21 protein-coding genes and 1 pseudogene are annotated in these 25439 nt (G+C 40.8%); 6 read left to right on the top strand and 16 right to left on the bottom strand.

Features of this window, described 5'->3' with window-relative positions; all coding sequences use genetic code 11:
* Positions 1–16: 16 nt before the first annotated feature.
* The 8 genes and pseudogenes from EKM65_RS07590 to EKM65_RS07555 all read right to left on the bottom strand — a co-directional run bounded on the left by EKM65_RS07590 (position 17) and on the right by EKM65_RS07555 (position 8553).
* Complete coding sequence (locus EKM65_RS07590) at positions 17–232, bottom strand: hypothetical protein (protein WP_125607203.1); 216 nt, start codon at positions 230–232, stop codon at positions 17–19.
* 63 nt (positions 233–295) lie between these two features.
* A pseudogene (locus EKM65_RS07585) lies at positions 296–541 on the bottom strand (WxL domain-containing protein); the annotation flags it as partial.
* A gap of 262 nt (positions 542–803) precedes the next feature.
* Complete coding sequence (locus EKM65_RS07580) at positions 804–3029, bottom strand: collagen-binding domain-containing protein (RefSeq protein ID WP_125607199.1); 2226 nt, start codon at positions 3027–3029, stop codon at positions 804–806.
* A 713-nt stretch (positions 3030–3742) separates the two neighbouring features.
* Complete coding sequence (locus tag EKM65_RS07575) at positions 3743–4006, bottom strand: diacylglycerol kinase (protein WP_125607197.1); 264 nt, start codon at positions 4004–4006, stop codon at positions 3743–3745.
* Between the two features lie 16 nt (positions 4007–4022).
* Positions 4023–5354 (bottom strand): PTS sugar transporter subunit IIC, encoded by a 1332-nt coding sequence (locus EKM65_RS07570; protein ID WP_125607195.1) that lies wholly within the window; start codon positions 5352–5354, stop codon positions 4023–4025.
* 383 nt (positions 5355–5737) lie between these two features.
* Positions 5738–6598 carry a MurR/RpiR family transcriptional regulator gene (locus EKM65_RS07565; RefSeq protein WP_164506863.1) on the bottom strand — a complete coding sequence of 287 codons (861 nt, stop codon included), beginning with the start codon at positions 6596–6598 and terminating at the stop codon, positions 5738–5740.
* A 296-nt stretch (positions 6599–6894) separates the two neighbouring features.
* Complete coding sequence (gene murQ, locus EKM65_RS07560; RefSeq protein WP_125607191.1) at positions 6895–7797, bottom strand: N-acetylmuramic acid 6-phosphate etherase; 903 nt, start codon at positions 7795–7797, stop codon at positions 6895–6897.
* Entirely contained in the window at positions 7798–8553 is a 756-nt protein-coding gene (locus EKM65_RS07555; protein WP_125607189.1) for an alpha/beta hydrolase, read from the bottom strand.
* A 212-nt stretch (positions 8554–8765) separates the two neighbouring features.
* Here EKM65_RS07555 and EKM65_RS07550 point away from each other — a divergent pair, with 212 nt between their 5' ends.
* The 3 genes from EKM65_RS07550 to EKM65_RS07540 all read left to right on the top strand — a co-directional run bounded on the left by EKM65_RS07550 (position 8766) and on the right by EKM65_RS07540 (position 14086).
* Complete coding sequence (locus EKM65_RS07550; RefSeq protein WP_125607187.1) at positions 8766–9653, top strand: N-acetylglucosamine kinase; 888 nt, start codon at positions 8766–8768, stop codon at positions 9651–9653.
* Between the two features lie 1124 nt (positions 9654–10777).
* Positions 10778–11866, top strand: a complete 1089-nt coding sequence (locus EKM65_RS07545; protein ID WP_125607185.1) for a DUF871 domain-containing protein — start codon at positions 10778–10780, stop codon at positions 11864–11866.
* A gap of 762 nt (positions 11867–12628) precedes the next feature.
* Complete coding sequence (locus EKM65_RS07540; RefSeq protein ID WP_125607183.1) at positions 12629–14086, top strand: NCS2 family permease; 1458 nt, start codon at positions 12629–12631, stop codon at positions 14084–14086.
* Positions 14087–14568: 482 nt separating this feature from the next.
* Here EKM65_RS07540 and EKM65_RS07535 read toward each other — a convergent pair whose 3' ends face one another.
* The 7 genes from EKM65_RS07535 to EKM65_RS07505 form a co-directional block, all read right to left on the bottom strand.
* A complete protein-coding gene (locus EKM65_RS07535) occupies positions 14569–15270 on the bottom strand; it encodes a TIGR00266 family protein (RefSeq protein ID WP_125607181.1) in 702 nt (233 codons plus the stop codon).
* A 158-nt stretch (positions 15271–15428) separates the two neighbouring features.
* The gene (locus EKM65_RS07530; protein ID WP_125607179.1) at positions 15429–16247 is read right to left on the bottom strand and encodes a ZIP family metal transporter; all 819 of its coding nucleotides are present in this window, start codon (positions 16245–16247) and stop codon (positions 15429–15431) included.
* Positions 16248–16509: 262 nt separating this feature from the next.
* The gene (locus EKM65_RS07525) at positions 16510–17211 is read right to left on the bottom strand and encodes a hypothetical protein (RefSeq protein ID WP_125607177.1); all 702 of its coding nucleotides are present in this window, start codon (positions 17209–17211) and stop codon (positions 16510–16512) included.
* 32 nt (positions 17212–17243) lie between these two features.
* Positions 17244–18584, bottom strand: a complete 1341-nt coding sequence (locus EKM65_RS07520; RefSeq protein ID WP_125607175.1) for a replication-associated recombination protein A — start codon at positions 18582–18584, stop codon at positions 17244–17246.
* A gap of 230 nt (positions 18585–18814) precedes the next feature.
* Positions 18815–19276, bottom strand: coding sequence for a hypothetical protein (locus EKM65_RS07515; RefSeq protein ID WP_125607173.1), 462 nt, complete (start codon positions 19274–19276; stop codon positions 18815–18817).
* 158 nt (positions 19277–19434) lie between these two features.
* Positions 19435–19668, bottom strand: coding sequence for a hypothetical protein (locus EKM65_RS07510; protein WP_125607171.1), 234 nt, complete (start codon positions 19666–19668; stop codon positions 19435–19437).
* A gap of 99 nt (positions 19669–19767) precedes the next feature.
* Positions 19768–20166 (bottom strand): iron-sulfur cluster biosynthesis family protein, encoded by a 399-nt coding sequence (locus EKM65_RS07505; protein WP_125607169.1) that lies wholly within the window; start codon positions 20164–20166, stop codon positions 19768–19770.
* A 353-nt stretch (positions 20167–20519) separates the two neighbouring features.
* Here EKM65_RS07505 and EKM65_RS07500 point away from each other — a divergent pair, with 353 nt between their 5' ends.
* Positions 20520–21362, top strand: coding sequence for a hypothetical protein (locus tag EKM65_RS07500; protein ID WP_125607167.1), 843 nt, complete (start codon positions 20520–20522; stop codon positions 21360–21362).
* 93 nt (positions 21363–21455) lie between these two features.
* On the opposite strand, the gene EKM65_RS07495 is transcribed toward EKM65_RS07500, so the two are convergent.
* Positions 21456–21854: a VOC family protein gene (locus EKM65_RS07495; RefSeq protein ID WP_125607165.1), complete on the bottom strand. Its 399-nt coding sequence runs from the start codon at positions 21852–21854 to the stop codon at positions 21456–21458.
* Positions 21855–22055: 201 nt separating this feature from the next.
* Between EKM65_RS07495 and EKM65_RS07490 the strand changes: the two genes are divergently transcribed.
* Together EKM65_RS07490 and abc-f are read left to right on the top strand one after the other, a co-directional pair.
* Positions 22056–22694 (top strand): SDR family oxidoreductase, encoded by a 639-nt coding sequence (locus tag EKM65_RS07490; protein ID WP_125607163.1) that lies wholly within the window; start codon positions 22056–22058, stop codon positions 22692–22694.
* Positions 22695–23725: 1031 nt separating this feature from the next.
* A complete protein-coding gene (abc-f, locus tag EKM65_RS07485; RefSeq protein WP_125607161.1) occupies positions 23726–25231 on the top strand; it encodes a ribosomal protection-like ABC-F family protein in 1506 nt (501 codons plus the stop codon).
* The last annotated feature ends 208 nt before the right edge of the window (positions 25232–25439 follow it).

Genomic DNA, 25439 nt, shown 5'->3' with positions numbered 1-25439 from the left:
TTTGAAACGTGAATTATTAGTCTGTAGCGCCTGTAGCAACTGGTGTGCTCGATAACGTCCAAGTAACCTCTGATTGATGTGCGCCGGTCGTAATTTGGCTTGCATCCTTAACACCAGAAAGATCCAAAGTTGCTGCATCGGCAGCTTTAACATCAGCGGTTGTGACACCAATTGCTGGTGCGCCATCAAGAACATCAACTGCACCGTTAATAAGATCTGCATCAGCGGTCACTGATGACGTTGCAGATGTACTAGAACCGTTTACAGTTTCGACATTTTGTGGCTTAACATTAAGTTAAACACCAGAAATACCAGCAAAAGCAGTAGCACTTGCCGTTAACTTCCAGCTTGATACAGTAGCATCATAGTTCGTTACTTGAATGACGCCTTCTGTGGATGACTTATCTGTTGATTCGTTGGCAACTTGTTTACCAACTGTGTTGCCTGCCAATGAGAGTGACTTTGTCTTGCCAGATAAAATATCAGCAAACTTGGCTGAACCAAATTCAAGATCTGGTGCTTTGTCAAGCGTCAAGTCACCATTTTCAACAGAGAATTCTGCTGTTGTTGTTGCTGTTTTTGATTCAGTATCAGCTGCGGATACTTGTGTTGCACCGACACGTAACTGCGAGTAATAAAGCCAAACCTGTAACTGTCATTAATTTAGTGAATTTCATTATCCATAATCTCCCTTTAATTGCTAATTTTCTTTGTATAATATTTTTTCTATAATGCCACTAGTCGTAGATTATATAGCATTACTAATAAAAAGTAAACAAAATTATATTGTGATTACTCAATTTTCATTGTGTTTTGGCCCCAATTGCTAGCGTCCAATCTAGACCAATTGTCGCTTTATTATTACGCAATGCCATTGGTACTTTCAGCGAGAAGTTGGTTACCTGATATTTTGTCTGGTTATTATCTAGCAACGGCGGCTTGGTGAATGCGTCAGTACCATTTTTATTGAAAACAATCGCAGCGTTATTAATTAAATTTTGATTGGGCAGATAGGTAAATGTGCTGTCCGCATCCAAAAAAACATTTTTCGTAGTGGCACCTGCACTCGGCGTCGTATTGGCCGAAGAATTGCCGGTTGTTGTTAATGTAAAAGGTGCATCTAATTCATTATTCAATTCGATAAAGGCTGTCGTATCCGGCTTAACCGTTAAATAGCCTGTGTTTTCAGTGCTAGCAACAATCGTTGAAAAAGTCAGCAAATTCGGAACTGCTAGCGAAAATGATTGTGAGGCCGTCGTTATATCGCTACGCCACACTGGTGTGCCAATATCGGTAATCTCGTCAGCAGTGCTGTCCAATAAGGCAAACGAGTAAGTAGTCGCTGCAGAGGCTTTAAACGTTGTCTGCTCATTCATACTTGCATCAACACTCATTTTGAGCGCTTTTGCCGGATACTTCGCTGCAGAATGATACGTTGTAACGTCGTCAGCGGTTAAGCGCGTCCACGTTTTGCCATCCGTTGACCCATAAAGGTGCGCACCGGAATACCCTGTCCAATCAAACTGAAAGGTCGCTACATCGTTATATTGAAATTGTCCTAAATCAACATTCGAATTATTTTCAGAGATATCGGTGCTTGACGACTGATCATCTTTTTTAGTTTGCACCGTTGCTGTCATTTGATTAGTCTCAGATGAACCGTTATTATGATTATCCGCATCAGCAAACGCCGGCGGATTAAAAATCCCTTCTGAACCGTCAGTACTAAACGAATTAGCAAGAGTGACGTTCTTTGCGATGATCGCAGAGATACTAGTATTTAATTGATTGACTTGCGCTGTTGCTTGTGGCGCAAGGAATGTCCCAACGAACACGTTGTTGAACTGTAACCCGGTTAGTTTAGGAAAGTTCAACAACAGTTGATTTCTCGTTGTTACGGCACGCATCGTACCATCAGCGGACCCATACATAATATGCAAATGGTCCAACAAACTCTGCATCGTTAGCGTGCCAGTTAAATTCGGAAAATTCAGAACCACAATTGGTGGCGTCGTGTCATCGGTTTTAATTCTAATATCAATACTCAAAACATCAGTATCCGTTTTAATCCCGCCACTGCCTTGAATCTTAGATGTATCCACGTTAATGACGAATAAACCATGTTGCTGACCACTATCATCAATCGTCTTATTAATACCGCCGTTCGGGTTATAATCAGCGCCCTCAATTGAAACAGTCTTCATGAAGCTATCAGAGAATGCCTCTTGCAGCTGTGTGGAATCTTGATAAAAAGCACTAACATTAGCAATTTGTTGACTGGCATCAGTGAAATTACTTGTTCCGGTCTCGCTAAAATCAGCAACACCACTTAACGGATCGGTGTCCACCAAATTTTCTGATGTGTTTTTTAAAATCGAATTGGTGAATGAATCCGCGGCAAAAACGCCTGAAGTTTTGTCGGTATTTAACCGCGTATAAGTACCTGTATTACCATCAGCCAACGTGTTAACAACTAACATATGTGAGTCAACATTACTCGAAGACGAGGTCCAGCCAATTGTCGACTGACCGGTTCCGCCGTCAGCTTGAAACCTATTAGCAGCAATTCGAGCGTCGCCAACACTATTATTTTGGACATAGTTGTTGGTCGCAAAAATATTAAAGTTAGCAGCAACACCCAGGGCATAGCCATGAGTTGCCAAATACGCGATATTAGTCGGATCAACGGTTGCTTTTGCTGCTTTCGCCCTAACAGCGGGTTTGCTCGCTACAACCGTACTAGAACTTGATGAAGTCTCTTTACTTTGACTACTATTTGAAGATGATTCCGTCAAACTACTTGTTGAGCTTGTTGAGGCTTGCTCGGATGAGAGCGTGCCTGCCGTTGCGGAGTCGTTTGCCTGATCTGATCCATTAGTTCCCGCTGTCGAACTCTGCTGGGAACTTAATGTCTTGGCCGAACCTGTTAACGCATGCTCGTCTTTATCAGCATGGACAACAGCAGCTACCAAGGTTCGAAAAATAGTTGTTAGCAGGAAAATCAGCGTAATAGATTTGATTATTTTCATGAAAACTCTTTTTTTCATTACTACCGTTGTCGCTTTCTCTCCCTCACCCAAGTTTAGTATAACACGTTATTAAGCTATTCCCTTACCATTCCTACTGACCTTACAAAACTGTAAGCTGATGAAACCCGTCTAAAACAAAGATGACAGTAGGACGATTGCCACTTTGAAGATGCTAGTTAATGTGCTCGCTTTACTTGACCGGATTTTTAGCTGAATAGGTCAGCTTGGTTCAAGTATTGACACACGGGCTTTTTGTTCCATAACAACGCAAAATAAAAGAAGCTAAGGTTTTCGCCCCACTTCTTAGTGTAAGCAATTATAACGAAACTTTTCAGTCAAATCAACTAAACAATTTTTAGTTGAAAGAATTTTCAACCAAATGAATGTAAACTTTCATGCCGAGAAGATCTAATAAGCGGCGTCTATTTAATCTCGCCACGAATCTAAAATGACAAAGCTTTTCAACAACTAATTCAGGGTAAACAAACGATTAGAAATTAGGATAAAGGACGCAGCTTGATCAATTAATTATTAAACTCAACCCAGCCTTTACCTTACTTCGATGACAAAAAAAGAGCCTCAGTCGAAGTGTTTACACTTCAACTCAGACGCTTCTTTTGATAATTGACATTAACTATTTAAATATTGTGCTGCTCTACGAATACACATGGGTTACTTCAATCTCAAAGAATATTAAATGCTGCCATATTAGACTAGATTTTTTTATCAATCATCCATTGATGTTGTTCAGTCATAAAGTTAATTGCGAAAACACAGCAGAATACAAGTAATACAACTGTCCATGCTGCACTCATTTTTGGAAAAATCACTTTGGGGATGATTACAATCAAGAATGAGGCCGCTGCCCACACCCAACGATTAATCTTGATGCCACGTCGTTTGAGAACCTTCAATAAGAAGTTGCTGGCAATCAAAAGAATAATAAAACCGATAAAAACCAATAGCCAATATAGCATCTTACACCTCTAAAAATTATGCGTTAGCTGTTTCAGAATCTACAGCGTCACCGTGAAGAATTTCTTCATCAGTCTTGCCAGCTTCTTGTTCCAACATATGTTTGTCATATGCCTTAACAAATGGATAGTAGATAACTGTGGCAATTGCCATGTTGAGCAAGATCAAAACAACAACACGCCAGTCATTACCAGCTGATAAGTAGCCACCAATTGGAGCAGGCAACGTCCAAGCAGGAATTGTTGAGAATCCGTTAACTAAACCAGCTTTAACGGCTAAGTAACTAATCGTTGTTAAGATTAACGGAACCAAGTTAAATGGAATGAACATATATGGGTTAAGCATCATTGGCGCACCAAAGATCATTGGTTCGTTGATGTTAAAGATACCAGGAATAATTGAGAAACGTCCAACTTCTTTTAAGAATTTAGACCGGCAAACAGTTAAGAATAAGATAGCGACAACTAATGTAGCACCGGCACCACCAATTGTAACTGTCCATTGGAATAATTGTTCTGGAGCAACATAAGGCAAGTTAGTTGCAGCTTTACCAGCAGCTAAAGCCTTGGCGTTGTCATCCAACATAATTAACCACATTGGCCGAACAAGTGAACCGATGATACTCATACCATGAATACCAAATGACCATAAAATATGAATCAAGAACATTGGTAACAAAGCACCAAACAAGTTGTTGCCTAATACGCCCGTAATTGGCTTGAACAATGCCATTAAAGCAGAGTTCAAATCAAATCCAGCAACATCACGAACAATCCAGACAGTCGTGATAATAACGAATCCTGGAATTAAAGCTTCGAAAGAACGTGAAACTGCAGGTGGTACTTGTTCAGGCATCTTAATTGTTACATTATGTGTCTTAAACCAACGATAAACTTCGACGGCAAAGATCATTGAAACGATACCAGTAAACATACCAGAAGCACCAGTATAAGTCATTGGTAAAACGAAACCAAGTGGCGCTGACTTAGGTGTTAAAACATTAACAGGTACTTGGAACATGAAGAATGTACCTAATGACAAAATACCACCAGTCACACCATCCAGCTTATATGACTTAGCTAAATCCGAACCCATGACGAAAGTTGCGTAAATAGCCATCAACCCCATGGTCATCCGATATGGCAAAACAATTGTTTGCGTATACGGCGCTAATGCTTTAGCGAAAGCTGGGAATGGTAAGTTGATGAAGACCATGAAGAACGTACCAATCAAAATTAATGAAAGTGAAGATACAACACCATTACGAATAGCTAAAAGGTGACGTTGTGTCCCGATTTTTGCCATTGGTGGAACGAGTTTATCTTCGACCCATTTCATGATTTTATCCATGAAAATCACTCCTCCTAAAATATAGATGAAAAATAATTACAAGATGCTCCGGCGTGTATCCGCCTTCACGAATTATTATAACATGGTGAAATTTAATTTCAACATAATATTATAAAAATGTTTTATTTTGATATTATTCTTTATCGCTTGAGTTATTTTCACAATTATTTAGACATGAAAACATTGATTTTGCTCATTTTTGAATTGCTTTGTGTTTTGAAACCACACGATCGATTATTGCTTAGTTTTTTGCCCTAACTCAATTCATTTTCATACTCAGTCTAATCACGCGCCGCATCGCTGTCAATAAAATGGCTTATTCATTTTAACTAATCAATGGATAATCTTGATGTTTTAACCGATTTGTAAATTATGCTGAAATTTTATTTCAGCATAATTCCTTTATACTCTTGAACAATCGAGTGTGACACATCCAGAGCCTTAGCGCTTTTATCAAAGGTTCTACTAACAAAGAAGTAGAAAATAATATCAATCAACATAAATTGAGCTAATAAAGAGTTAGTCGCAGCAATTCGATTTGGGCTTTCCATCGGTTGGGAAGTGTGAACACTAATATCGGATAGCTTGGCTAAACTATTATTGCCAAAACGCGTCAGTGAAACAACTTTGATTTGATATTTTTTAGCGGACTGTGCAGCAAGTAATACTTCTGGTGACTCGCCTGAATTAGAAATCACCCACAAAACGTCTTTTTTACCAGCGTTAACTACTTTAGGCAACAAGGCATTTAAATCATTGTCTGCAACTGTTGGGTAACCAATTCGATTCCACTTTTGGGAAATATTCTCTACAGCTAAGTAAGAAGCGCCAATCCCAAAAATAAAGAGCCGCTGTGAGTGAATAATGACGTCTACCAGATGATTAACCTCATCCTCGTTAACTTGGTCGGTTGTCTCCTGAATTGATTGTAACGCGCTAGAAAGTAGCTTATCTTTGATTGACGATAACGATTCATTCTTCTTAATATCTTCGCGATCTTTAGGATCAGTCCGATTCTTCGTCAGGTCTGACGACAATAAGATCCGTAAGGTTGTGAAGCTATCAATATCCAATCGTTTCGTTAAACGAATCACTGAAGCTGGACTGGAATTAGCAGCCGTGGCTAATTCTTTAATGGTCATTTTCAAAACTTGTTGCTGATGGATCAGAATATAATCGGCGACCTTACGCTCAGCCTCCGATAAATCTCCCTTTGCATTTAAAATCCTGCCTCTAACTGACATATTGATCATCATCCTAATTTTTATAATTATAGTTTAAATCGAAAAAGACATTACCAAATAGTGATAAAATCAGTAGCTATATCGTAACTCTCAATAGCCGTAAAACGCAACAAAACCAGATCTGGCTAATTGCCGATCTGGTTTAACTGTCTTTAAACTACTTTGCCATATAATACTGGTTTTAAAATGTGCTCAAAGCAACTGGCGGTAGTGACTTTAAGCATGAATCTCCTTGCGTTAACATGCAATGATCTTCCTGTTTAAAGTCATACCACCAACCCGTTGCTTTGAGCACTCTACTTCCGTAAATATTTAAGTGCTGCTGCGATAAAGCCATCGGTTGCGTTTAATGCTGCGACGGCTGTGTTGTAGTCGACGTCGCCATTGATCATGACGATCGCAATTTTTGGTTGTTGCTTAGCGGCCGTGAAGAACTTCTCGGCGGTGGCGTAATCCACACCTGTTGCGTCTGCAATGATTCTTTTAGAGCGATCAACTAATTTCAAATTGGTTGGTTTAACGTCTACCATCAGATTACCATAAACTTTACCCAATTTGATCATCGCGGTAGTTGAAATCATATTTAAAATTAGTTTTTCAGCAGTACCAGCCTTCATTCGCGTCGAACCAGTTACAACTTCTGGTCCGACAACGGCTTCAATGGCTAAATCGGCGTGTTGACTAATTAATGCACCTTGATTACAACTCAACGCACCAGTAGCCGCTCCAACCTCTTTAGCATAGTCTAACCCACCAATAACGTATGGTGTTGAACCGCTTGCTGCTAACCCGAGCACAAAATCTTGGGCAGAAAGATGGCGGGCCGCTAAATCAGCGCGACCACCTGCTACTGAATCTTCAGCACCTTCAACGGCTTCAGTCATCGCCTTTTGACCACCAGCAATTAAACCTTGAACCAATTCTGGACTAGTTCCAAAAGTAGGCACACATTCAGCTGCATCAAGAATACCTAAGCGGCCACTAGTTCCAGCGCCGATATAAAAGAGCCGACCGCCTTTTTTGAAGCACGCCACAACGGTATCAACAACTTGAGCGATCACATTTAATAATTCAGGTTGACCAATAGCAAGCGGAACTTGTTGATCCTGTTGATTAATTGTCGTTAAAATTTGCTGAGTGGGCATTTCATCGATTGCCATTGTTATAGGATTGCGCATCTCAGTTGTTCGTTTATTCATCTATTTTACAACCTCGTTTTCATTTATCATGAGCCATTCAAGCACCATCCGAATTTGTTCGTTCCAATAATTCCAGTCATGATCTCCGGGACCCTTGTTGTAGGTTACTTCCAGGTCAAGTTGACGAACTAGATAATCATTGAAAGTATCGTTAGGCCGCTTCATAAAATCTTGATCACCAATTGCGTGATACCAACGTAATTGCTGTAAGGCTTGCAAATCAGCTTCTTGCGCCATTGTTGACAACTGATATTGCGGTTGCGTAATGCCCGCTTGGCCAAAAACAGCTTGATAGTCAGGCATGATACTCGGCACAACACTTAAATCAACAACCGGTGAAATTGCCGCAACAGCACTGAACCAGTTTGTTTTTTTCAACGCTAATTTCAGTGCACCGTAGCCACCCATTGAATTACCAGCAATGAAATTATCTGCAGCTGCTGTACTAATTGGTAAGTAGGCGCGCATTTGCGGAATTAATTCTGCTGTTAAATAATCCCAATAACGGCCACCAAAAGCCATGTTGGTGTAAAAACTTCGACCAGCATCCGGCATAATGACACAAAGTCGATACTTGCTCGCTAATTGTTCTAGATTAGTTTTACGTTGCCAGCAACTTCCGTTATCGCCTAAGCCATGCAGTAACCACAGCACAGGTAATTTCCGGTCCTCAGTCAGTTGATCCGGCAAAATCACTTGTACCTTTGTTTGATTCTCCAAAATTTTTGAAGAACGTAAAAGCGTTAAATAAGCCATGTTTGTCTTCCTAACATAAAAAGGTATAACTCATTTATAAAACAAAAAATCATTTTTTTCAATTAAATATTGAAAAAAGATTTCAAGAATTTATAATTAAGGTTGTCATAACAAGTAAAAGCCACTAAAAATCGGTGAACATTTCTTCAAAAGAGAAGCATAATCAATAATTGGTTCGTGGTAATTAACGTTGTTTAAAAAGGAGTACACAAATGAAATATGTGATTGGTATTGATAGTGGCGGCACTCATATTGTCGGTCAGGCCTTAAATAATTCAGGCAAAGTACTTTTTGAAACTCAAAGTGGTCCTGGTAACATTTTATTAGATGAATCCGGCACTTACCAGAATCTTAGCGAAATCATGACAACCATCTTTAAAAATATGGTGCCAGCTGATTGTCAACATGTTCTAATCGGGATTGCCGGTGTTGAGACGACAGGAAATGCCGCTGAAGTTGCGCAATTCTTTACTGATAAATTCAACGTACAAGTTGACGTTATCAGCGACGCCCAATTGGCTTTACTTAATGGTCTAGAGGGCCAAGACGGCACCTTAGTCATAGCAGGAACTGGTTCCGTCGTTTACGGTCGGCAAAATAAAAAAATGATGCGTTATGGCGGCTGGGGTTTCTTACTCGGCGATACTGGTAGTGCTTATAAGATTACTGCTGCAGCCATGATTGCGGCGTTACGCGCTCATGATTTAAACGAAGCTTATAGTCTCAGTGCACCGTTAATCAGTTGGCTGCACGCAAATGATATTAAACAAGCCGTGCAAAAATATTACGGCCACGATCGCAAAGAAATTGCATCATTAGCCGCCAAAATTGCCGAGCGTGCCGCAGCCGGCGATGTAGCTGCGCAAACTATTTTAGCCGATCAAGCCACTGCACTGGCAACCGAGGTTTTAGGCCTAATCAACCAATATCAACAACCGCTTCCCGAACGAATTGCTTTTTCTGGCTCGGTTTTGGTGTACAATGATTTTTATCGAGAGACATTATTACGCAAACTCAATGATGTTTATCCAGAAATTAAGGGACACGTCGTTTCAACTAATAACGGTCGCGGGGCAATTTTCTGGGACCGGTGGCAATAATTTACTTTTCATTCTGAAATTTGCGTGCCGTTCCTACCCGAGAAAAATATTTTTTACTAGACCGCTTTCAATTAATCGGAAATAACTCGTCACCTTTTGCGACGAAATTTTGGCTGAAGTTGGTGGCCGGCAAATCCGGCTACAATGATCAATTAAGTGGTCATTGTAAAATTGATATAGACCAATTTTTATCAGTCATTTTGCAAACTTGATTTATCAATTCATAGCGTGCCATAATTAGATTATTCATTATGTAATCGTGTTCAAAACTAATATCTAATCGTATTACTGACTTAGAATGCTAATTCTATAATTGAAACATCGTGCTTCTTCGTATCTGCGGGAAATGCGTCGGTGGAACGCTGTGAGCATTGGTTTGAGCCGAATAAAAACAATTCGTCTTGAACGTAAGCTTTATTGAGAGCGGTAATCCCTAGAACTGTTATGCTGTGGTTCTTCGTACCTGCGGGAAATGCGCTGGTGGAACGCTGCGAGCATTGGTTCGAGCCGAATAAAAACAATTCGTCTCAAACGCAAGCTTTGTTGTAAGTGGTAAACCACTAACAACAATTCCGCGGCTGACCGCGATTTCCCTCCGGCACTGACTAAAGTGAGTTAGTGCATCTCAACTGCAAATTTACACTTCTTAAAATTGAAAGGTAGTTCAACCACTCGTCAATTCAGTGCTTGCGCAAAGGTTGCCCTCTTGCTAGATAAGTGGTGGAAAATAAATACCGCTCAGTAGTGACATTAATGTTGGCAATTTATTGCTTACATTAAGGCTCGCATTTGAGACGATTTGCACTTTAATCGGCTCAAATCGACGCCCACTACGTTCCAGCGACTAGTATTTATTTTCCACCACGGCACCTGCACGTTTCGTATCCAACCTTTGCGTAAGCGCGAAGAAGCACAAAATAACAGTTTTAGTTGCCACTGTCTTAATCAGCAACGGCCTCTACGTTCCAGCGCCAAGTATTCTTTCGCCGCCACAACAATGCGCCACGCTCCATATGCAACCTTTGCGCAAGTGCGGAGAACCACACGCTCAAGGCATTTATTTTATTCTAAGTCACACTAGCTATTAGTATTTTGACACCATTAATCCCAAAGGAGTAATTCAATTGACAATGCGTCAATTAGGTTTATCTATTTATCCAGATCATAGCGATTTCGAAGCTGACAAGCGTTATCTTGAGCTAGGCCACAAATACGGCTTTTCTCGAATCTTTATGAGTATGCTTGAGGTTCAAGGTTCGGCTGAAGAAACTAAAGCAAAATATCAAAAGATTGTTGATGTTGGTAACGCCCTAGGTTATCAAACAATTATCGACGTTGCCCCACGGATTTTTGACGAGTTAGGAATTAGTTACTCTGACTTGCAATTCTTCGCTGACTTGCATGTTGCTGGTATTCGTTTGGACCAAGGTTTCGACGGTGCTACTGAAGCCATGTTATCTTACAACAAATATGGTTTAATCATTGAATTAAACATGAGTAATAACGTTGACTACCTGAATAACATCATTAGTTATCAAGCTAATGAATCATTTATCTATGGCTGCCACAATTTCTACCCACAAGTTGGGACTGCTTTGCCATATGATTTCTTCATGGAATGCAGTAAACGTTTCAAGGACTTCGGCATTCACACTGCTGCCTTTGTTGCCAGCCAAGTTGGTAACATGGGACCTTGGAACGTTAACGATGGCTTGCCAACAATGGAAGTTGATCGTCGTTTACCAATCGATGTTCAGGCTAAGCATTTATTTGCAACCAACATGATTGATGACGTTATTATTGGTAACGCCTATGCTTCAGAAGACGAATTAAAATCCTTGTCTGAGTTGAATCGTTATCAGGTTCAATTCCACATTGATTTCGTTGATGAAGTTAACGACGTCGAGAAGAAAATCGTACTCGATAATCAACACTTCCGTCGCGGTGATATGAACACGTTAGTTATTCGTTCAACGATGCCCCGTGTTTACTACAAGGCCGTTGCTAACGCACCACATGACAATACACATGAATTCCAACGTGGCGATATTGTCATCGGTAATGATGGCTTCGGGATTTACAAGAATGAATTACAATTAGTTCTCGAACCTCATTCAGATACCCGCAAGAATAAAGTCGGCTCAATTCCAGCTGCTGAATTAATCTTGCTTGACTTCATCAAGCCTTGGAGCAAATTCAAGTTCTTAGATTAATCACTAAATGCAAAAACACTTCGAGATTATTACTCGAGGTGTTTTTTTGTACTGTTTTTACTTAAGGATTAGTTATCTTTGATTGTTGAAAATGTATTCTCGATTGTAAGTGCCAGGTCCTAAAACTGTTATTTTGCTGTTCTTCGTGCCTGCGGGAAATACGCTGGTGGAACGCTGCGAGCTTGGTTTGAGCCGAATTAAAACCGATTCGTCTCAAACGCAATCTTTGTTGTAAGTGGTAAACCACTAACAACAATTCCGCGGCTGACCGCGATTTCCCTCCGGCACTGACGAAAGAGATGATATGGCGTGATTTAACAGCAAATTTGTACTTCTAAAAATTTGAGGTGTTCTAATCACTCGTCAATTCAGCGCTTGCACAAAGGTTGCCATCTTACTAGTTTAGTGGCGGCGAAAGAATACCGCTCAGTAGTGACATTATTGTTGGTGATTTATCACCTACAATAAGGCTTGTCTTGGAGACAATTTTGTAAAAATTGGCTTCAAGCAATGCCCACTACGTTCCAGCGCTAAGTATTCTTTCGCCGCCACGGCAACGCGCACGTTCCATATACAACCTTTGTGTAAGCGCAGAGAACCACAACAAAACAGTTCTAGAATCAAGTTCACCGTCCAAAGCCAACATTGTATTTTAAGAACAATTATTATTAATTAAATAAAATAGTTCGTATTTAATCTTGATTAATCAATTTTTATCGGCTATTATAATCATATAATCTATGAAAAGAGGAACATTATCTGATGGATCGTTATTTTAAACTCACGGAAAACCGAACGAAGGTTAGCACAGAAATTATGGCGGGTGTCACGACATTTTTCGCGATGTCATATATTCTCTTTGTTAATCCGTCTGTACTTTCATTAACAGGTATGCCTTCGCAGGCGGTCTTCCTGGCAACAATCATTGCTTCAGCTGTTGGTACGTTATTCATGGGTCTATTCGCAAATGTTCCTTATGCTTTAGCTCCCGGAATGGGTTTGAATGCTTTCTTCACTTACACGGTTTGTTTCGCCTTAGGTTTCACTTGGCAAGAAGCGCTGGCATTAGTTTTCATTTGTGGTTTGATCAACATCTTGATCACTGTTACTAAAATTCGGAAAATGATTATTAAAGCAATTCCCGAAACTTTACAACAGGCTATGGGTGGTGGTATTGGGGTCTTCATCGCCTATATCGGAATTAAGAACGCTGGTTTCTTACAATTCACTTCCGAACCTTCAAGCCTTGTCAGCATTAATAACAAAGCTTTTGATGCGGCACAGTCAACTTTCAAAGGCGGTATCACAAGTATCGTATCTAACGGCGGTATTGTTCCTGCACTGGTCAACTTTTCGCAATCAGGCGCATTATTAGCGCTACTAGGTTTAGCAGTCGTGATTATTTTATTAGTTAAAAAAGTTCCTGGCGCGGTTTTATTGAGTATTTTAATTACCACTATTGTCGGTATTCCACTAGGAGTAACCAACTTACATGTTTCTGGTGCTAATTCCTTAGGCAATTCTCTTTCTCAACTTCATATTACGTTTGGCGCAGCTTTAGGTGCCAAGGGAATGGGCTCATTATTCGGTGACGCCGACAAGTTGCCGTTGGTAATCATGACCATCTTTGCTTTTAGTTTCTCCGATACATTTGACACTTTGGGAACGTTCATTGGAACTGGCCGCCGAACTGGTATTTTCTCCGCGGAAGATGAAAAGGCTATGGAAAACGGTCATGGCTTCTCGTCAAAAATGGATAAAGCCTTGTTTGCTGATTCAATTGCCACTTCAATCGGTGCCATCTTTGGAACAAGTAATACTACAACCTATGTTGAAAGTACTGCTGGTATCGGCGCTGGTGGTCGTACTGGTTTAACCAGTGTTGTCACAGCAATCCTATTCTTACTTAGTAGTTTATTCGCACCATTTATTTCAATCATTCCTACGCAAGCAATTGCGCCAGCATTAATCGCCGTTGGTGTTATGATGATGGGAACCTTTAAAGAGATTGACTGGAACAACCTTGAAGAAGCAATTCCTGCTTTTATGGCTTCGATCTTTATGGGCCTTTGCTACAATATCTCTTACGGAATCGCAGCCGGTTTTATTACCTATTGCTTGATTAAGAGCATCACTGGCAAGGCTAAGGAAATCCATCCCGTACTTTGGATCGTCACGATTCTCTTCATCGTTAACTTTATTATTCTCGCTATTATTTAACACAGTAACAGGTTGCCCCGATCAAAATTAATCATCAGATCAAATAAAGGCGCTGGGATATTTGTCCCAGCGTCTTTTTATGTTGTGGTTTGGTAGGTACTTGAAGTAAGTGAGCTGTTGGCTTTCGCGCTGTGGTTTTGAAATGCGCTTAAGCCAGCAATGAATGAGTTCAAAATACGAACTTTTTCATTGCTTTCTTAATGCTCATTGTCAACCCGACTTTCTCCGCGCTCTGATTCTGAGACGTGCTCAAGTCAACTGGGTGTCGTGTATTTAAGCGTGAATCTTGCTGCATTGACATGCATCAATCTTCCCGTTTAAATACAAACACCCAACCCGTTGCCTTTCGCGCTCTGATTTGAAACGCGCTGCAAAGCGCAGTTAGTTCCGGTTAAGTTGAATCAGTTGAAATCTTAAACCCAAGATTTTAACTGGTTCGAACTTAATCCTCACTAACTACCCGCGCTTCTCCGCGCTCTGATTTATGATTCTTTAGGTAATACACCTTGTATTAGGTTCGCTAAGGCTTGTAGGTTGCGGGTCTGTACGTATATTCGGCCGGTACCGCTGAAGCGATTGACTAGGCCTTCGCCTGTTTTGAAGCCGAATGTGCCGCTGGCTGCTTCAATCTTATAATTCAACTGGCTGGACCAGGCCACCACATGGGCGTTATCAACAACATAATCTGTTTCACCATTTAAATCCAACGGTAAAATTGCTCCGTAAGCACTAATTAACATCGTTCCGGTTCCGGCCGTCTCCATAATAAATAAACCACCGGTGCCGCCGAATAAGGCACTTCCCACGTCTTGCTGCACCATCTTGTATTGAGCAGTAGTGTCCATTGCCAGAAACGCGCCCGAATTTAGCCGCCATTGTTGCTGATCGGTTAACGTTAACGTCTCAATGACACCAGGATTACTTGGTGCAATCGCCAACTCTGCATCATTTGCAGTTCCAGTTGCGGTCGTTATAAAAAAGGTTTCGCCTGAAGTTAACTTACGCCCGACAGCACTCATCAAGCCGCCCAAGCCTTTCTTGCCATTATTGTTCATATGGCCTTGCAGGCTAACTTTCGTATTGTGATAGATCATCGAACCAGATTCTATTTGAATACTTTCGTTTTGGCTTAAATGTAATTGCGCCACTGGAAATGGACTAGCACCCTTAGTCTCATAATTCATTAACATCGCCCCTAATACTTGATATTTTTAGCGTTCAATGTAAGAACACCACTTTTAAGATGAATATAGCACATGTTGAGGAAACGAAAAGTAACCGTTAACAAAAATTGGCGACCAAAATAACTAAAATACGTTAATTCCTTTTTGACTTAGTCGCTTCAACTTAGTGCCACATCCAAGATCATCATGATAATAAATCCGACCATCACGCCGAAGACGGCTGTGTGGTTTTTGCGTTCAGCGCTTTGTTGTGCTTCTGGAATTAATTCTTCGACTACGACGTAAATCATCGCTCCGGCTGCGAATGCTAGTGCATAGGGGAGAATTGCTGTCATGCGGCTCACTAACAATGCGCCGACCACACCGGCAATTGGTTCGACGAGCCCTGATGCTTGGCCGTACGCAAAGGCGCGTGCTCGGCTTAGTCCACCTTGGCGTAAGGGAATTGAAACGGCTGCACCTTCTGGGAAATTCTGAATGCCAATACCTAACGCTACTGAAATGCCGGCTGCAATTGCTACGGTTGGATTGCTAGCTTGACTAACAGCACCAAAGGCGACACCAACAGCTAATCCTTCGGGAATATTATGCAAGGTAATTGAGAAGACTAATAGAATCGTTCGCCGCAGATACGAGGGAAAATCACCCTTGTCTGTTTCTTGACCAATCGGTAAATGCGGAATCAATTTATCAGCTAGATATAAGAACAAACCTCCGGCAGCAAAGCCGATTGCCACAACTAACCAGGCAATATCGCCGTTTGCTTCTGCCTGTTCAATCGCTGGATCTAACAGCGACCAAAAGCTGGCCGCAATCATCACCCCCGACGCAAACCCCAACATTAAATTCAAAACATTCTTTTTGATTGTCTTAAAGAAGAAAACTAACGCTGCGCCCAATGCCGTCATGCCATACGTAAATAATGTTCCTACTAGTGCCTGTTGCCATGGTGCTAACGCCACAAAAAAATCGACCATCACGTCTCACACTCCTGTCTGGTGTGAAGCATGGCAAGCCGATTAACAACAAATTTTTTAGTTACGCAAGTGTTGTTATCGAGGTTGCCCGCCTTTTCGCACCTGTTTACACTCTTACTTTATCATGACTTAATTCAAAAAGATAGCAAAATGTTAGCTGATTTTAAATACTTGTTTAGCTTAGCCTAAAAGTGTGAGGATCACATCGCAGATTATTGGACTACTAATTATTGGACTGCTACTTCTAAACTTAAGTAATATTTCATTGCTGCTCCTGTAAATAGGTAGTCAGCCACTGTGGCAGTACTGCTTGAGTGGTTGCTGGCGGTGTTGTCTGATTTTGCGCATCCTTAAACAAAAACGTAGCTAACGCGAAAAAGGTATTGTTCATTTGAACTTGAGTGACGACTTCATGATAATCAACGTTTTCAGTAAACAATGGTAAAATCCGTTGAAGCTGTGCTGGCGTTGGTTTTTGTTCAACGGCGTAACGTTGAAAGGCCGCTTCATAACCCGCAATCATAGGTTCAATTCGCGCCAGAACCGGATCGAGCAGCGCCAACAAAGTCGCAAAAGAGTTAGCCAATAATAACTGCTCATCTGTAACGTCACGCAATGCGATATCGTAATGCTCTGATGGATACGTGGTTTTAATCTGATTGTCAACTAACATCGCGGCCAGCGACAAACGTAAATAGGGCAGCCAAGCCACTTGCAGAACGGTTAAATCAGAATGGTTTCTGACCGTGGTATCAAGTTTAATATCGTCAATTAATCGTTGCCGATCTGCTAGTTGCAATAAGGGATGTTCCCGTTGAAAAGTCGGATCAGCCAAGCGACTCAACGCAAAACGGCGCCACGCGTTGCGCTGAATGATAAACGTCGCAATACCAATCATTGCAGCAATAACTAATAAAATTAAGAGCCCGGCCACAAAGGTAACCACACCATTACTGCCCCACATGATCATGCCTCCTATCCCAACAATTTGATTGATCAGTCTGGTTGCTTAGACTGATCGTGTTCATGGTGCCACTGCTTAATCTGAGCCAAACGCTGGGCAAACTTCACTTCACTACCTTGCGTGGTCGGTTGATAATATTGATGACCGACTAAATTATCCGGCATCGTTTGCATCGTTGTTAATTTATCGGCATTATCATGAGCATATTGATAATCAGCACCATAGTGTAATTCTTTCATCAACTTAGTCGGTGCGTTGCGAATTTGCAATGGTACTGGCTCAGCTTGCGTATTCAACGCGTCTTTCTTAGCGGCTTGGTAAGCTAAATAAGCGGCATTAGATTTCGGCGCCAATGATAAATAAAGGACCAATTGCGTTAGATTAACCGAACATTCAGGCATACCAATGAAGTGACAAGCCTGATAAGTTGCCACCGCCAACTCCAAGGCACGGCTATCAGCCAAGCCAATATCTTCACTGGCAAAACGTACCAACCGTCGCGCCACATATAAAGGATCCTCGCCGGACTCCAACATTCGTGCCAACCAATAAACGGCTGCATCTGGATCACTATTGCGCATAGATTTGTGTAAGGCTGAAATCAGATTATAATGTTCTTCGCCCTTTTTATCATAGAGCAGCGATTTTTTGCCGAGTAATTGGGTCAAATTAGCTTTGGTAATGGTGATGATTTCGCCATCACGCTGACCATTCAATACTGCCATTTCCAACGTGTTCAAACTAACACGCGCATCGCCATTAGCAAAGTCTGCAATAATTTGTAAACACTCAGCCGAAATTTTAACAGTCTGCTGCCCATAACCTCGCGGATCAGTGAGCGCATTTTGTAACAGTTGAAGAATATCTGCGCTCGTTAACGCCTGCAAGACGAAAACTTTGGCCCGCGACAACAAAGCGGAATTGATTTCAAAAGAGGGATTCTCTGTTGTGGCACCAATTAAGATAATGCTGCCTTTCTCCACGTAAGGTAGAAACGCATCTTGCTGAGCTTTATTGAAACGGTGAATTTCATCGATGAACAGAATGGTCTTCTCACCAAACTGACGATTCTCCTCGGCCTGTTTCATAATCTGGCGAATATCTTTAATGCTACTGGTCACGGCACTTAAATTAATAAACTTAGCTTGAGTTTGTTGGGCGATAATTGCTGCTAAGGTGGTTTTACCTACGCCTGGCGGTCCCCAAAAAATCATCGAAGGAATTTGATCGTGTTCAATCAACTCTCGCAACACTTTACCCGGTCCGACTAATTGTGGTTGACCGACAAATTCTGTTAGATTGCGCGGCCGCACCCGATTAGCTAACGGTTCAAAATCCATATCATTGCCACTGAATAACGAAATTTCACTCATAATCGTCACCTTCTTTACGCTTCTAAGTATAGCGAAAAAATCTCCAAATAGTGATTAAAGTGATTGCTGCTGCAACTAAAAAATGCCAGCAAACTAAAAAAGGAACTGGAATTTTAGCCCCAGTTCCTTCGTTGCCTTTTGCAGGATTGTCCCACGTTAATCTTTGATTCGTTAATCTCAATTAATTATTTGAGCACTAGTTTTTAGTTTCCGCCCAGCTTTTTAATTTACTATTGATTGTTGCGATTAAAATAATCGGTAATTTGGTTTTGATCATGCACACTTAACTCGCGCAACGGACTAGGACGGTGAAATTGTTGCCACTTCTTCCAAAAATCAAATTGATGTACGAAGTCTTGTAAGAAATCCAAACTATTATTCCGTGACAAAACATAGGCCATTGTTGCTAAACCTTTATCAACCTTTTCTGGATTTTTCTGATAAGCCGTTTTTACCTGGGTTAAGATTTCTTCTGGATCGGCGCGATAGGCGTCTCGAAAATCTAATAATTGTGGTTGCCCTAATAACGATTCAATCGTGAAACCCGTAAAGTCTGCGCTCAAACCAGAGTTTTTACGCAATAGTTCATAAAAAAACATAAAGAAAGAAAAACGATCTGTTTCGCTAAGCATCTTTTGATCTTCTGCCGCTAACCAGCCAATAACTTGAACCCTTTGTTTTAAATCAGCCATATCTGACCAACCTCCCATTTGCAAACCCTTTTGCTATAACTTCATTCTACCGCAACTGGCCTAAAATTACTGTACTCACCACAAATAGTTCAGAAGATTGTGTCCAAGTCTTTAAAAATAGGAGCAAGGATGCCAATTCCATAAAAAAAGACCGCCACTTATTCGCGGCAGTCATCTTCTAAATCATCTTCATCAGCTAACATTAAATTAACAAGTTCTTGAATATTACCATCATTTCGGGTAGCATGTTGATGCCAATAATCACTAATTGTTGTGCGTTCAACTTGAAAAATTGCCAATGCCTGACTTTCTTCTAAATGAAAACTCGTTTTAATTTCATCAATCACTTGATCACGAAATAATTCAGCATCTTTAAAATCAACTGCAGCCATTTATTCAAGTCCCTTACAAGTTAATGAACTTATTGTAGCAGAAAATTCGACCTTAACAAGTGAAAATGTGAAATCTAAATCCCACTTCAACATTTTAAATTAGCAATTCTTGTGACCGATTGTTTCCATTTGTTCTTTTAACTCAGCTTCCGTGCGCGGTTGATATTGATTAACCGTCATGGCACCATCAATAATGCCGCTGTTATCAGCTAAGCTAAGGAAACCATTCCGATAATTAACATTTAAACCGTCAACGAGAAACGCTAACTCATCTTTACTCGTAAACATCTTCAAGCCCATGTTGTTTTCAATCGGGACATCATATTTAGCATACATTTTATCGACGATCACAAATTGGAAACTTGCTCCGATTGAACAAGTGCCGCCCATATTGGAGAATTGGTTGGAACCGTCATTCAGCGCCAACAGGATAACATTGTCAGTTGTTACTTTATTTTCTAAATAAGTTTCAGCTGCTTCTTTAACTTTAATTTCCATTTTTATCACCTCAATAGAATTGATACTACCGTTACTTTTAACAGTTTGATTGTACGATGCTTACAAAAAATAAGCAATAAAACTGCCTATTTAGTTCCCAAATTAATGAAAAAATCATTGCTTAAATTGACGACCAAACCAATCAATCGGCGTATAATCAACGTTATGTTTGGCGGCACAGGCAGTCACTTGAGCCAACGACCCTAAAAAGTGTGCGAACCAAATGACAACTTCGAATCAAATCACGACGCCGCTTAACCACATGCACCATTTATCAGGGCAACAACTTAAATTAGGCCGTGCAAATCAGCCGTGATTATTCTAAACCTGACGATTGCAGAAGGACAAATACTATGGACAAACAACAATTACAGACACAATTACAGCAACAACTCCAGGACAAGCGCCGCTTTGGCCGCATGTTATTCATTGACGATGGTGGTCATGCAATCGCACAAATCATTTTGGGACTGGGTTTCATTTTTTTGTTATTTGCTGCGCTAGGCTGGCTTGCATTAGGTGCCAATGTTTTGCTGACTGGATCGTTGGCCATGAAGGTGATGATCTTAAAACAAGCATTGCGTGTCTTTTGGCTATTACCACTACAGCCATTACTATCACTAAACTCTTTTGTCTGGACCGACTGGAGTAGTTTCCTGATTTTAGCCGCCGATATTGCTTTCATATACTGTTTATTTTGGCGGTTAGCCCAAATGATCCGCCGCAATCGCCTTTACCAGAAATTCAACCAACAACAACTGCACTTGTCACTGGCAGCAGTCTATCAGCTTAACGGTAAATATAATTTAATCTATCAAAACAACGCAACGAAAGGCACGCTAGCTCAAGCGATCCAAGCACTTCCTGAAAAGCAGCGTGTTCAATGGGAGAAAATAATTCGCCGACCAAGCTGGCTTAGCAATGACCAGACTGCTGTTGATCAGGAAAAGATCGCTCAATTTATGCAGACCAACTTTGCTGATACCTATCAATATCTCGATGTCTTATTGACAGCACCGGCTTCACTCCCCTTTTACTGGTCGTTGACTGCTAATCAAGACGTTGTCGCCACGCTAAGCGACAACAGGCAGCACCATTACTATCTCCTGCATTACTTTGATCAGCACGATCAACGCGTCAAAGTTTCTTGGCGGCAACATTGCAGCAACTTAATACAATTGTTTTTGTTCCATTAATAATTGCCACAACAATAAAAAGCTATCTAAAATTGGTTGCTTCACCGCAAAATTACAGTGAAGCAACCAATTTTAGATAGCTTTTTTGATTACCTACATTGACATCCATGAGACAGAAATAATATTGCCATCTGGATCCTTAACTTCTAACTCATACATTTGATCCTCAGGAATCGCTAGATCAACATGATAATAAGTACCGCCATTAGCAGCCGCTGTTTGGGCAAACGCCTTAACGGCAGCGACACTCTCTAAATTAAAGGCAGTCATTGAACCACTAGTTGTCTGTGTGTCCGCTAAAACTTGGTCCTTGAGAAATTTTCGATAAAAATCATGGGTTAACAACATTAGCCAAATTGTTTCATTCCACATCATACCTGTTCCGTTAGCGTCGGAAAAATCAGGATTTTTCTTGAAACCTAACGCCGTATAGAATTCAATTGAGCGCTGCATGTCGCTCACCGGTAAATTAACGAAGACCATTTTTGTCATCTCATCGCACCTCCTGTTTTGTTAACTTAATTATCGCAAGTGTCGTCACCAAAAACAATAAATAGGCCATAACAATGCTGGACGTTTTTGGTTGCATTTAATTTTGACATACCCTACATTAGAAGGCGCAGGGGAGAGAAGGCTGACGGAAGTGGGTAACGTCTCACTTCCGTTAGTAATTTGTCCTATGGAGGCTTTTTTATGACAAAGGTAATTATTTTAGGTGCCAACGGACAGATTGCCCGTTTAGCAACAACACAATTAATTGAACAGCAAACAGACTTGCGCTTATTCTTACGCCGGGCAAGTCGTCTGCAAGGCAATAACACAGGTCATGCGGAAATTATTGATGGCGATGCCGCGCAAGTTGCTGATTTAGTTAAGGCAATTAAAGGCGTTGACGTTGTTTATGCTAATTTAGCAGGCGCTAATATTGAACAACAAGCACGAAGCGTTGTGACAGCAATGAACCAAGTTGGTGTCAAACGTTTAATTTGGATATCAACGCTTGGTATTTATGACGAGGTTCCTGGTAAATTTGGTAAATGGAATCACCAAATGCTGGATGACGGTTATTTGCCAACTTATGCTGCTGCGGCCAAAGTTATTGAAGATTCCAATCTGGATTACACAATTATTCGTCCAGCCTGGCTTGATAATCAAGACGAAGTTGATTACGAATTGACGCAAAAAGGTGAACCCTTCAAAGGTACCGAGGTTTCTCGCAAGAGTGTTGCTACTTATCTCGTTCATCTCATTAATAATCCTAGTGAACAAGTTCGTCATTCAGTCGGCATTAACAAGCCTAATACAGATGGTGACAAACCTGCCTGGTACTAAACTCAAGTAACAACCATTTTCAAAATTGAAAATCCATGTTATACTCAATGCAACTTTTAAATCAGAAACGAGGGATCCGTCCGTTGAGAATCTAACTTAATTCTTGAAATAACTTAATAAACTTGTCCTACACGCTAGGCGCGGTTTATTAAGCTTACTTTCAGAATTAGTTAGACAACTCAAGGGATGGGTCCCTTTTTGCGTACACGAAATTGCCTCCCAAAATTAGCCACTGTCAAACTAATTCTGAAATAACTTTGTCGTTGATAATAATGAAGATTACTCTTAATCCATTTAATGCGGTTCTCCGTGCCTACGGGAAATGCGCTGGTGGAACGCCGTGAACATGATTTGAGCCGAATGAAATTTAGTTCGTCTTAAATGTGGGTTTTGCTATAAGTGCTAAGTCCTAAAACTGTTATGTTGTGCTTCTCCGTGCCTACGGGAAATGCGCTGGTGGAACGCTGCGAGTTTGATTTGGACCGAATACCAAGACCTAAAACTATTATATTGCGTTTCTCCGTGCCTGCGGGAAATACGCTGGTGGAACGCTGCGAGCCTGGTTTGAGCCAAATCAAACCCAATTTGTCTCAAACTCAGGCTTTCTTGTAAATGGTAAACCATTAACAAGAATTCCGCGGCTGACCGCGATTTCCCTCCGGCACTGACAAACGAGATGTAGTGGTATGATTTAACAGCAAATTTGTACTTCTAAAAATTTAGAAATGATCCAACCGCTCGTCAGTTCAGCGCTTGCGCAAAGGTTGCCCTCTCATTTGTTAAGTGGTGGAAAATAAATACCGCTCAGTAGTGACATTAATGTTGGCAATTTATTGCTTACATTAAGGCTTGTCTTGGAGACGATTTTGAAAAAATCGGCTTCAAGCAACGCCCACTACGTTCCAGCGACAAGTATTTATTTTCCACCACGGTACCTCACACGTTTTATTAGCAACCTTTGCGTAAGCGCGAAGAACCACAAATAACAGTTAACGTCTATTGCCACTCTCTTTAAATTATGAGGTGATTTTATGTCTAATATTGAAATTAAAAATCTAACATTTGGCTATGATAATCTGGGAACATTACTATTCGATCAGGCTAATTTAAACATTGATACTTCTTGGAAACTTGGGTTAATCGGTCGTAATGGCCGTGGTAAAACGACTTTACTGCGATTATTACAAAATCAATTACCCTACCAAGGACAGATTATTAAACAAGTTCACTTTACCTATTTTCCGCAAACAATCGCTAATCCGGACCAGCTCACTTTTTATGCGTTGCAAGAAATTTCAGATGCTGAACAATGGGAAATTGAACGAGAATTAAATTTACTAGGCGTTGATCCTGAAATCCTTTGGCGTAATTTCGCTAGTTTATCCGGTGGTGAACAAACCAAGGTTTTATTGGTGCTCTTGTTTATTAACCAAACCGATTTCCCGTTAATTGATGAGCCGACTAATCACTTAGATATTAATGGCCGCCAACAAGTAGCAGATTACCTAAATCAGAAGCAACAAGGTTTTATTGTGGTCAGTCATGATCGCCATTTTGTTGACAGCGTGACCGATCATATTATGTCAATTGAAAAGAGTCAAATTCTGCTGTATCAAGGTAATTTTGCCACCTATGAAGCTCAGAAAAAATTAAGCGACGATTTTCAACAAAATCAAAATACAAAATTGAAAAAGGATATTGGGCGGTTGAAACAATCAGCCGTCGCCAAAGCGAATTGGGCCGATGCGCGCGAAGCCGATAAACACCAACGACGCAACGCCCGAGTTGATAACGAACAACGCTCGGTTGATAAAGGTCATATTGGTGCGCGAGCGGCCAGAATGATGAAACGCTCAAAGAATATCGTTAATCGAATGACCTCTGAAATTGATGATAAGGAAAAATTACTCAAAGATATCGAATACATCGATCCTTTAACAATGGATTTTCAAGCGGATCATTATAAATTTTTATTGGATATCAATAACCTACAATTGGGCTATGATCGCCGGTCGTTGTTTGCCCCACTATCCTTTGAATTGACACCACACCAACGTCTAGCCATCGTTGGTCCTAATGGCGCTGGGAAATCTTCCGTCATTCAAGCCATTTTGCAGCAGTTTACGGGTCAGCAACAAGGCACCATTGATCGCCCGCAAAATTTATCAATTAGTTACGTTCGGCAGAACTATGAAGATAACCGCGGCACATTAACTGAATTCGCTGAAAAAAATCAACTAAATTTTCAGAATTTCCTCAATAACCTTCATAAGTTGGGAATGGAACGTCATGTTTTTAACAATAGAATTGAAAATATGAGTATGGGTCAACGAAAAAAAGTTGAACTGGCAAAATCATTATCAAAACCAGCCGCTTTATATATTTGGGACGAGCCATTGAACTACTTAGATGTTTTTAATCAAGAGCAATTGGAAGCCCTAATTCTCGACGTTCAGCCCACAATGTTAATTGTCGAGCACGATCGTGATTTTATCGATAAAGTGGCAACGAAGCAAATTGAATTGCAACAGAATTAAATTTGGGCTTTACTACAAAGTGCTAAGTCCTAAAACTGTTATTCTGTGGTTCTCCGTGCCTACGGTAAATACGCTGGTGGAACGCTGCGAGTATTGATTTGAGCCAAATCAAAGCCCGATTTGTCTCAAATAATCGAGTAGGAGGTAATTGATTAATTCAATTACCGACCTCTCACACCACCGTACGTACGGTTCCGTATACGGCGGT

The sequence above is a fragment of the Lapidilactobacillus bayanensis genome (genome assembly GCF_003946695.1).
GTDB classification, from domain to species: domain Bacteria; phylum Bacillota; class Bacilli; order Lactobacillales; family Lactobacillaceae; genus Lapidilactobacillus; species Lapidilactobacillus bayanensis.
The sequence above is the reverse complement of the archived record's forward strand: the minus strand, read 5'-3'. Positions and strand labels throughout refer to the sequence as shown.